Origin of the sequence: Advenella sp. (genome assembly GCF_052108595.1) — a bacterium.
In the GTDB taxonomy this organism is placed as follows: Bacteria; Pseudomonadota; Gammaproteobacteria; order Burkholderiales; family Burkholderiaceae_B; genus Advenella.
On sequence record NZ_JBQEAU010000159.1, the window covers coordinates 1 to 7,498 of the forward strand.

Genomic DNA, 7,498 nt, shown 5'->3' on the forward strand with positions numbered 1-7,498 from the left:
AGCAATGTGTCCTCGCCGGATAACGCGCCACGGTCGAACACATTGCTCCAGACGGTAAAAAAAGTCTCTGGTAGTGCCGCAGCTTCCACGTCACTGAAACCTTCAGGGATAGGCAGACAATTGCCCGCAGGCGCGACGCAGTACTCGGCGTATCCGCCCCCGGGCGTCAATGCACACACTCGGTCGCCAATTTTCAGGGAGGTACCCGTGAGGTCGCCCTCTACGATTTCACCGGCAACTTCCAGCCCCGGCAGATCCGAAGCCCCGGGCGGCGGCGGGTAGGCGCCTTTGCGCTGAAATACGTCGGGTCGGTTTATGCCGGCAGCCGTCACGCGAATCAGGACATCGCCCTGCTTTAATACGGGCTTTTCACGCTCCACCAGCTTTAATACTTCGGGGCCGCCTGGGGTGGAAATTTCAACTGCCTTCATCTGTCTTCTCCTGCAAAAATAATGGAGGTCATGCGCACGAATGCCATGCCTGACTGTCAATCAGGAGATTTTAACGTCGAAACCTGCGCCTGCCTTCACGATAAGGTCAATTGGGGAAATAAACGAGCCCCAGCATGCCTTATGTATGTCGTACTCATGTTTTATGCGCGCCCCGCAGCAACCCCGATTCATATGCCGCGCCTCATGCCTCCCCTCTACATAGACCTCCCCTCTACATAGACCTCCCCTCTACATAGACCCCCCCTCTACATAGGCTGACATACAACTGAATATCGTGATAATCTTGACGCTTTAACATGCCCGCACCGACAGGCCCTGCTTGCCGGGGCAACCCATGAAGATCCATGCCTGTCGCGCTACAGCACCACACCACACATATTGTGATGCAACGCGTTGATGACTAAATTGCCGGACCTAACGCTTTTTCGGCCAGCAGTTGACTGTCTCGATTGCGCTCGAGCCGAGGCGTGCGCTGTTTTTTTCACCAGCGCGCCCTGACCCGCATGGATTAATCAATTGCGGTCGGCCCGTGACAATTGCAAAGGTGCGGCGTAACAGGCAATAAAGATGGACCTGTGCCGGAAAGTTTGCAGATGCACATCTGCACTAGCCCGCCCGGATGTCCAACAAAACTTATGAAAACAACGCCGGAGAAATTGACCGCATTTGATGGACGCAACAAACTGATTGTTGCCGATCTGGAAATCGACCTGCACAGCAGCCGAGTGACACGCTCCGGCGTGCAAATCACGCTATCGGTAACCCAGTTTCGTATCTTGCTCTATCTGGCGGCCCACCCGGGGACCGTTATATCCAAATCGGCGCTGAATGCCGTTCTGGACAAACAGCCACCGTGCTCGAACTCCAATGCCATTGATGTGCACATCGCACGCTTGCGCCGCAGAATCGATCAGGATTTTTTCCCGAATCTGATCCATACCGAACGGAAAAAAGGATATTTTCTGTCGGAAGCAATTCAGAAAAAAAGACACGCGTTCGGAACAGAAAAGCACACTCCCGGAACAGACAACGCTTTATATCCCATACCGCATTGACAGAAGCAGCCAGCACGCGCACCCACCAGAACCCGGCGCTAGACATAACACTCCCTCGAAACCCGCGCGCCCATAGATCCCTGCGCACCGGCCGGCTGCCAAAAACACCGGCGTGCAGGCGTTAAGAGACCAGCACGCTCGCCTGCCTGAACCTTGCGCTCGCCAAAACGCTCAATCACGACGAGCTCACAGCGCCTATCGCATGATCAGCACAGGCACCGGACTGGTTCTCAACAGCGTAGTCGTCAGACTTCCAACAATAAGCTCGCGAATCCGCGAGTGTCCATAAGCGCCCATTGCCAGCAAATCGATATCATTGGACAATATATAATCCACGATCACTGCCTCGGGCTCGCCGTCCAGCACGGACACAATCGGCTCAAACTGCATCGCGGTCAACGCCGACCGCGCCCAATCCATATGTTGCGCGGCCTGCTTCGAATCCTCGCCAACATATAGCACATGGCACTGCAGATCTGCCAGCAGCGCACTACCGGCCAGGCGCTCTACCATTTTACGCGCCGTATCACTCCCATCGAACGCTACCAGGAAACGCTCTGGTACACGAAACGACTCTGAAACAACCAACACCGGCAAATCCACCGACCGGACGATCTTCTCTACGTTGTGATCAAAATAGCTGCGATGCGCTCCTTTGGCCTGCTCGTGCTGCCCCAGGATAATCATTCTGGCCTCGCCCTGCAGATCCAGCAGGCTTGGCGTCAATGCGCCGTGTCGTTGGCGCGTTTCAACGGCACTCAAGCCTGCGGCCACTGCCCGCTTTCTGACCATCTCCAGAATATTTTTTCCATGCAACTGGGCCAGTTTGCTGCGCTGCTCATCAAGCTCGCTCAATTGGCTCAGCAGCATGTCATGGGCGTCAAAACCAATGCTCCCGCTCAAATCGACGATTGATGCCTTTTCCGGATGTCTGTCCAACACATGCAAAAAATCAATGGGGATATTCAAATGCTGCGATGCCCAAATTGCATAATCACACACGGCAAGCGTATGCCTGGCGCCATCGATGCACGCAATAATTTTTTTCATTTATGTCTCCCTTTCTAATGGTTCAGCAGATTGCCAGCCCCGTCCGGCTTGTCATGAACAGCAAAGCGATCCACCAGCGTGGTGCTGGCCTGGTCCAGTCCTTCAATGTTGACTACCGTTCCTTCACGCCGGAACTTGAGTATGACCGTGTCCAGCGCACCAATTGCAGTAATATCCCAGAACCTTGCGGAACGCAAGTCAATGGTAACCTCGTCAATCACTTCCCTGAAGTCAAATCTGGAAATGAACGCCTGCGCCGACGCAAAGAAAATCTGCCCTGTCACATGATAGGTTCTGGACGCTTCACTGCCGGTTTTAAATGATGTAACGCTAAGCACCTGCCCCACCTTGTGGGCAAAGAATATCCCGCTTAGCAGCACGCCCACCAGCACGCCTTTTGCCAGATCGTGCGTGGCCACCACCACCACGACAGTGGCGATCATGACTATGCTCGAGCTTTTGGGATGGCGGGTCAAATCGCGCAACGAAGACCACTTGAAAGTCCCGATAGACACCATGATCATCACCGCCACCAACGCTGCCATTGGAATCTGTTTGACCCATGGCCCCAGAAAGACGATCAGAATCAACAATACGCCGCCCGCAGTCAAGGTGGACAGGCGTCCGCGACCGCCGGATTTTACATTGATGACAGATTGACCGATCATTGCGCACCCGGCCATACCCCCAAGAAAACCAGAGGCAATATTTGCCACGCCCTGCCCCACACACTCCCGGTTTTTATCACTCGGCGTATCGGTCAGGCCATCGACGATTGCTGCCGTCATCAACGACTCCAACAACCCCACGATGGCCAATGGCGCAGAGTAAGGCAGAATAATCTTCAATGTCTCCCAATTGAGCGGCACGTCCGGCAGCAAAAAGACAGGAAGACTATCGGGCAGCTCCCCCATGTGGCCCACCGTTCTGATATCCAGCCCCAGCACCATTGAAATGGCGGTCAGCACCAGGATGCACACCAGCGGCGACGGTATCGTTCTGGTGATATACGGAAACAGGTAAATAATTAGCAGACCTGCCGCAACCATGGCATAAACAACCCATGTCACGTTCATCAATTCAGGCAACTGAGCCATGAATATTAGTATGGCCAGCGCATTGACAAAGCCGGTCACAACAGAGCTGGAGACAAAGCGCATCAATACACCCAGGCGCAGCACGCCTGCCAGGATCTGCAGCACGCCGGTCAGCAAGGTCGCCGCCAGTAAATATTGCAGGCCATGCTCCTTGACCAGGGTCACCATCAGCAACGCCATGGCGCCGGTTGCTGCGGAAATCATGCCAGGCCGGCCGCCGGCAAAAGCGATGACCACCGCAATACAGAAAGAGGCATAAAGACCCACTTTAGGATCTACGCCCGCAATGATCGAAAACGCAATGGCTTCGGGAATGAGTGCAAGTGCGACAACGAGGCCCGCCAGCAAATCGCCCCTGATATTGGAAAACCAATCCTGTTTGATAGTATTTTTTGTAAACATAATTTTAAAAATTTAAACGACTCCCCCTGATGCTCATCAGCCGCGGACAGCCCACGCGCAAATACGTAGGCACGTCGGTTGCAATCGCCCGCAGGCGATGAGGTTTTGTGTGAAGCGGCGGGAAGCCGGGATATTGAATACGGAAAAAGACGACAGCAAAAAGCCGCATGTTGCAATGCTGCCTCAGCTATACAGTAGAGCGAGCAGAAGATCTGCTGTTGGAAGAACCAATTACATGGGTCTGATTATTAGAAGAATAATAAAAAGCGATTACGCAGGGATCCCCGCATTTCGGGAATCGCCCACATTTGGGTTGCGGCAAGTTTAGCATACCCGCGACCCAGACGTCGGATCAGTCAGCAGACGCCCGTCAATGAGCAACCTCGCCTTTGGCGCAGCGCTGGCGCGCGCTACCGACTCTCTTCCTGAACCGTGAGAACCGGCGCTCTTTTTCGCCTGGCCAGCGCCAGCGCGATGACCGCCAGCACCAGAGGAATAAAGGACACCCACAACACCGTATTCCATCCATAAGCACTCAACAGTCCGCCCGATGAAAAAGACCCGGCGGCCATTAGGCCAAAAACAATGAAATCATTGAGTGACTGCACGCGGGTTTTCTCTTCGGGCCGATGACATTCAAGCACTAACGCAGAAGCGCCGAGAAATCCGAAATTCCAGCCCACCCCGAGCAGGATCAGCGTACCCCAGAAGTGGGCCACATCAAGCCCGCCCAGCCCCACGACCGCCGACAGAGCTGTGAGTAACAAACCCACCGCAGCCACACGACCGGCACCAAAGCGAGAAATCAGATTGCCCGTAAAGAAACTGGGCGCGTACATCGCAATCACGTGCCACTGCAAGCCTAGATTGGCGGACTCCTGTGAATGACCGCTGATATGCATGGCCAGCGGCGCGGACGTCATCAGAAAATTCATCAACATATAAGCGACCGCGCCACTGATGGCCGCTGCGATGAATCGCGGTTGCGATGCAATGACAGAAAGCGGCCTCCCTCCGGCCTGCTCGGTTACCGTAGGCGCCGGCAGACGCACGCCCAGCAACAGCACCGCCGACAGCGCGGCCACTACAGCCTGCACCAGGAAAGTCGCGGCAAACTTATACGGGCCCCACATATCCATGGTCCAGGTCACCAATTGCGGACCGATGACCCCAGCCACAACCCCACCAGCCATGACAAGGGACAGGGCCCGCGCACGTCGGGCCTTTTCCACCCCGTCTGCCGCGGCAAAACGAAACGTCAACACCACCGCGGCATAGCCGCCACCAAAGAAGGTGGCCAGACAAAACAGCCAGAACCAACTCTGGATCACAGCAACCATAGCCAGCAGGCCAGTCAAGACACCAGCACCGGTCCCCACCAGAAAGGCAGCTCGCCGACCATGACGCTGGGCAATTTTGCCCACCGGCAGAATACATGCAGCCATGCCCACCACAAAGATGGAAATGGGCAACGTCGCCAGCATCGGCGTCGGAGCCAGATTCTCACCCACAATGGCCCCGGTGGCATAAACCACGACAGAGTTAGCGCCCGCCAGCGCCTGCGCTGTGGACAAACGCCAGATATTCCCTCGCTGAACGTGTTCAGGGAGTATCAAGGAAGAATCATCGATGGTGGCGTTGTTCTGTTTCATGTCAATCGTATTCGGTTGTGAAATTGGATAATTGGACCAGATCCTTACCTTACTGCGAAACGCCAAGGCATCACCAAAATGACCCGACTAACAGCGCTGGTTATTATTTCTGGTTATTAACGTATTATTCTAAGTCATTAACGGCATCTTGACCCGTTACCCAGTTAGCGAGGGGAAAATCGACTTGGCACAGATATCCACTGAGGCAATCCAACTGCTCGCATTTAAAGATCGATTGGCCAGTAAAACCATAGCCGCTCAAACGCAAGACAATAAAAAACCCCGTAACTCAATGAATTAACGGGGTTTTTTTACTATGCCCAGCTTGAGCATATGAATTTTGGCGGAAGCTGTGAGATTCGAACTCACGGAAGGTTTAACCCTTCGCCGGTTTTCAAGACCGGTGCATTCAACCGCTCTGCCAAGCTTCCTGTTGATGCGAGACCCATCTCTGGTGCACTCGGCCGGAATCGAACCGGCACGGGCGCAATGCCCGAGAGATTTTAAGTCTCTTGTGTCTACCTATTTCACCACGAGTGCGTGAACTGGAGAAACGAGAATATAGCACATCTGATTTACCAACGTCTACACACTCACCGGAAAAATCTCACAAACCAGTTAGTGCAACACTTATTCGTGACATCAATGCGACACCTACACCCCACTCGCCACGCTTTGGAGCACAGGCCTCAGTAACGTCATCGCGCCACTTTATAACACTTATAACACCCTACTCTGGTTAATCGATGTATTCATCGTATTCATTTACAGCCATAACACGTCCCCACACGGCCGCTTTCCACAACAAGCAACGGTAAAATGCGCTGCCTATATGCTGTCGGCTGAAGCAAGCGTCCCGGCAAAAACGCGCCAGCGGTGACAGATCTGCGTTAAATAGCTCCCCAGTGGGATCCCCATATTTGGTGGCCTGCAGGCATTTCGATCAATGACAAGTCGCCCTTGCTTATTGTCAACAGCTTACATAAACACAACATCCTTTGTAACAGACTGCGATTCTTACCTTGTATCTGTCGTATTTCAGAAACACATTGGACACACAATAAGAACGATAATCAGCGTAACGGTATCTCGTTTACATGTGGGTAAATGGGATATATGCTTTTGTATAGCAATAGAAACAAGAATTTCAAATCAGGAGGTCGATATGAGAAAAATATTGGTCATATTTTTGGTAGCACTGGGTGCCCTAAGCGGCTGCGCCGGCTACGCTGGCGACGGTTACGGGCGTTATTCTGACCGTTATGACGGGTACGGCGGGGGCTCCAGTTACTATGGAAGCGGCTATCGCAGTGGTTATCGCAGTGGCTACCGAAATGTAGATTACAGGCGCAGCGACCGTCGCGATTGGGAGCGTCGCCAGGAAGCACGCCGTGACGCGGCACGCCATCGCGACAGAAACGATTGGCGCGACCGTCGGGATCATGATCGTAGCAACTGGAATAACCGGCGAGACCACGACAGACCAAGCCGGTCTTCATACCGCCAGACTCAGCGCGGCATGGAAGGCGCCAGCCGCAGACTGGAGCAAATGCGCAACAAACAGCAGCGCTAAGTGTTGAATGTGTAGATTTTTAGGCACACCTACTTGTCATTAAATCGAGATCTATGTTAATATCCTTTTCTTCGCTGATTTAGTGAACACGTCGGGGCATAGCGCAGCCTGGTAGCGCATCTGGTTTGGGACCAGAGGGTCGTAAGTTCGAATCTTACTGTCCCGACCACAAAAAATATAGTAAAATCAAATACTTAAGTCGTTTAAAGAGCTCAAG

At 53.5% G+C, this 7,498-nt stretch carries 6 protein-coding genes and 3 tRNA genes; 3 read left to right on the forward strand and 6 right to left on the reverse strand.

Annotated elements, in window-relative coordinates; all coding sequences use genetic code 11:
- A partial coding sequence (locus ACTIKR_RS19440; protein WP_442328752.1) for an alcohol dehydrogenase catalytic domain-containing protein occupies window positions 1-431 on the reverse strand: 431 nt, incomplete at its 3' end.
- A gap of 656 nt (window positions 432-1,087) precedes the next feature.
- Here ACTIKR_RS19440 and ACTIKR_RS19445 point away from each other — a divergent pair.
- Window positions 1,088-1,507: a winged helix-turn-helix domain-containing protein gene (locus ACTIKR_RS19445; protein ID WP_193087197.1), complete on the forward strand. Its 420-nt coding sequence runs from the start codon at window positions 1,088-1,090 to the stop codon at window positions 1,505-1,507.
- 195 nt (window positions 1,508-1,702) lie between these two features.
- On the opposite strand, the gene ACTIKR_RS19450 is transcribed toward ACTIKR_RS19445, so the two are convergent.
- The 5 genes from ACTIKR_RS19450 to ACTIKR_RS19470 all read right to left on the reverse strand — a co-directional run bounded on the left by ACTIKR_RS19450 (window position 1,703) and on the right by ACTIKR_RS19470 (window position 6,248).
- Entirely contained in the window at window positions 1,703-2,557 is an 855-nt protein-coding gene (locus ACTIKR_RS19450; protein WP_193087198.1) for a universal stress protein, read from the reverse strand.
- Window positions 2,558-2,571: 14 nt separating this feature from the next.
- The gene (locus ACTIKR_RS19455; protein WP_193087199.1) at window positions 2,572-4,056 is read right to left on the reverse strand and encodes a SulP family inorganic anion transporter; all 1,485 of its coding nucleotides are present in this window, start codon (window positions 4,054-4,056) and stop codon (window positions 2,572-2,574) included.
- Window positions 4,057-4,466: 410 nt separating this feature from the next.
- Complete coding sequence (locus ACTIKR_RS19460) at window positions 4,467-5,708, reverse strand: MFS transporter (RefSeq protein ID WP_193087200.1); 1,242 nt, start codon at window positions 5,706-5,708, stop codon at window positions 4,467-4,469.
- 341 nt (window positions 5,709-6,049) lie between these two features.
- Window positions 6,050-6,139, reverse strand: a tRNA-Ser gene (locus tag ACTIKR_RS19465).
- A gap of 21 nt (window positions 6,140-6,160) precedes the next feature.
- Window positions 6,161-6,248: transfer RNA gene (locus tag ACTIKR_RS19470), tRNA-Leu, on the reverse strand.
- Window positions 6,249-6,873: 625 nt separating this feature from the next.
- On the opposite strand from ACTIKR_RS19470, the gene ACTIKR_RS19475 reads away from it, so the two are divergent.
- Window positions 6,874-7,281: a hypothetical protein gene (locus ACTIKR_RS19475; RefSeq protein ID WP_193087201.1), complete on the forward strand. Its 408-nt coding sequence runs from the start codon at window positions 6,874-6,876 to the stop codon at window positions 7,279-7,281.
- A 92-nt stretch (window positions 7,282-7,373) separates the two neighbouring features.
- Window positions 7,374-7,450: transfer RNA gene (locus tag ACTIKR_RS19480), tRNA-Pro, on the forward strand.
- Window positions 7,451-7,498 lie beyond the last annotated feature (48 nt).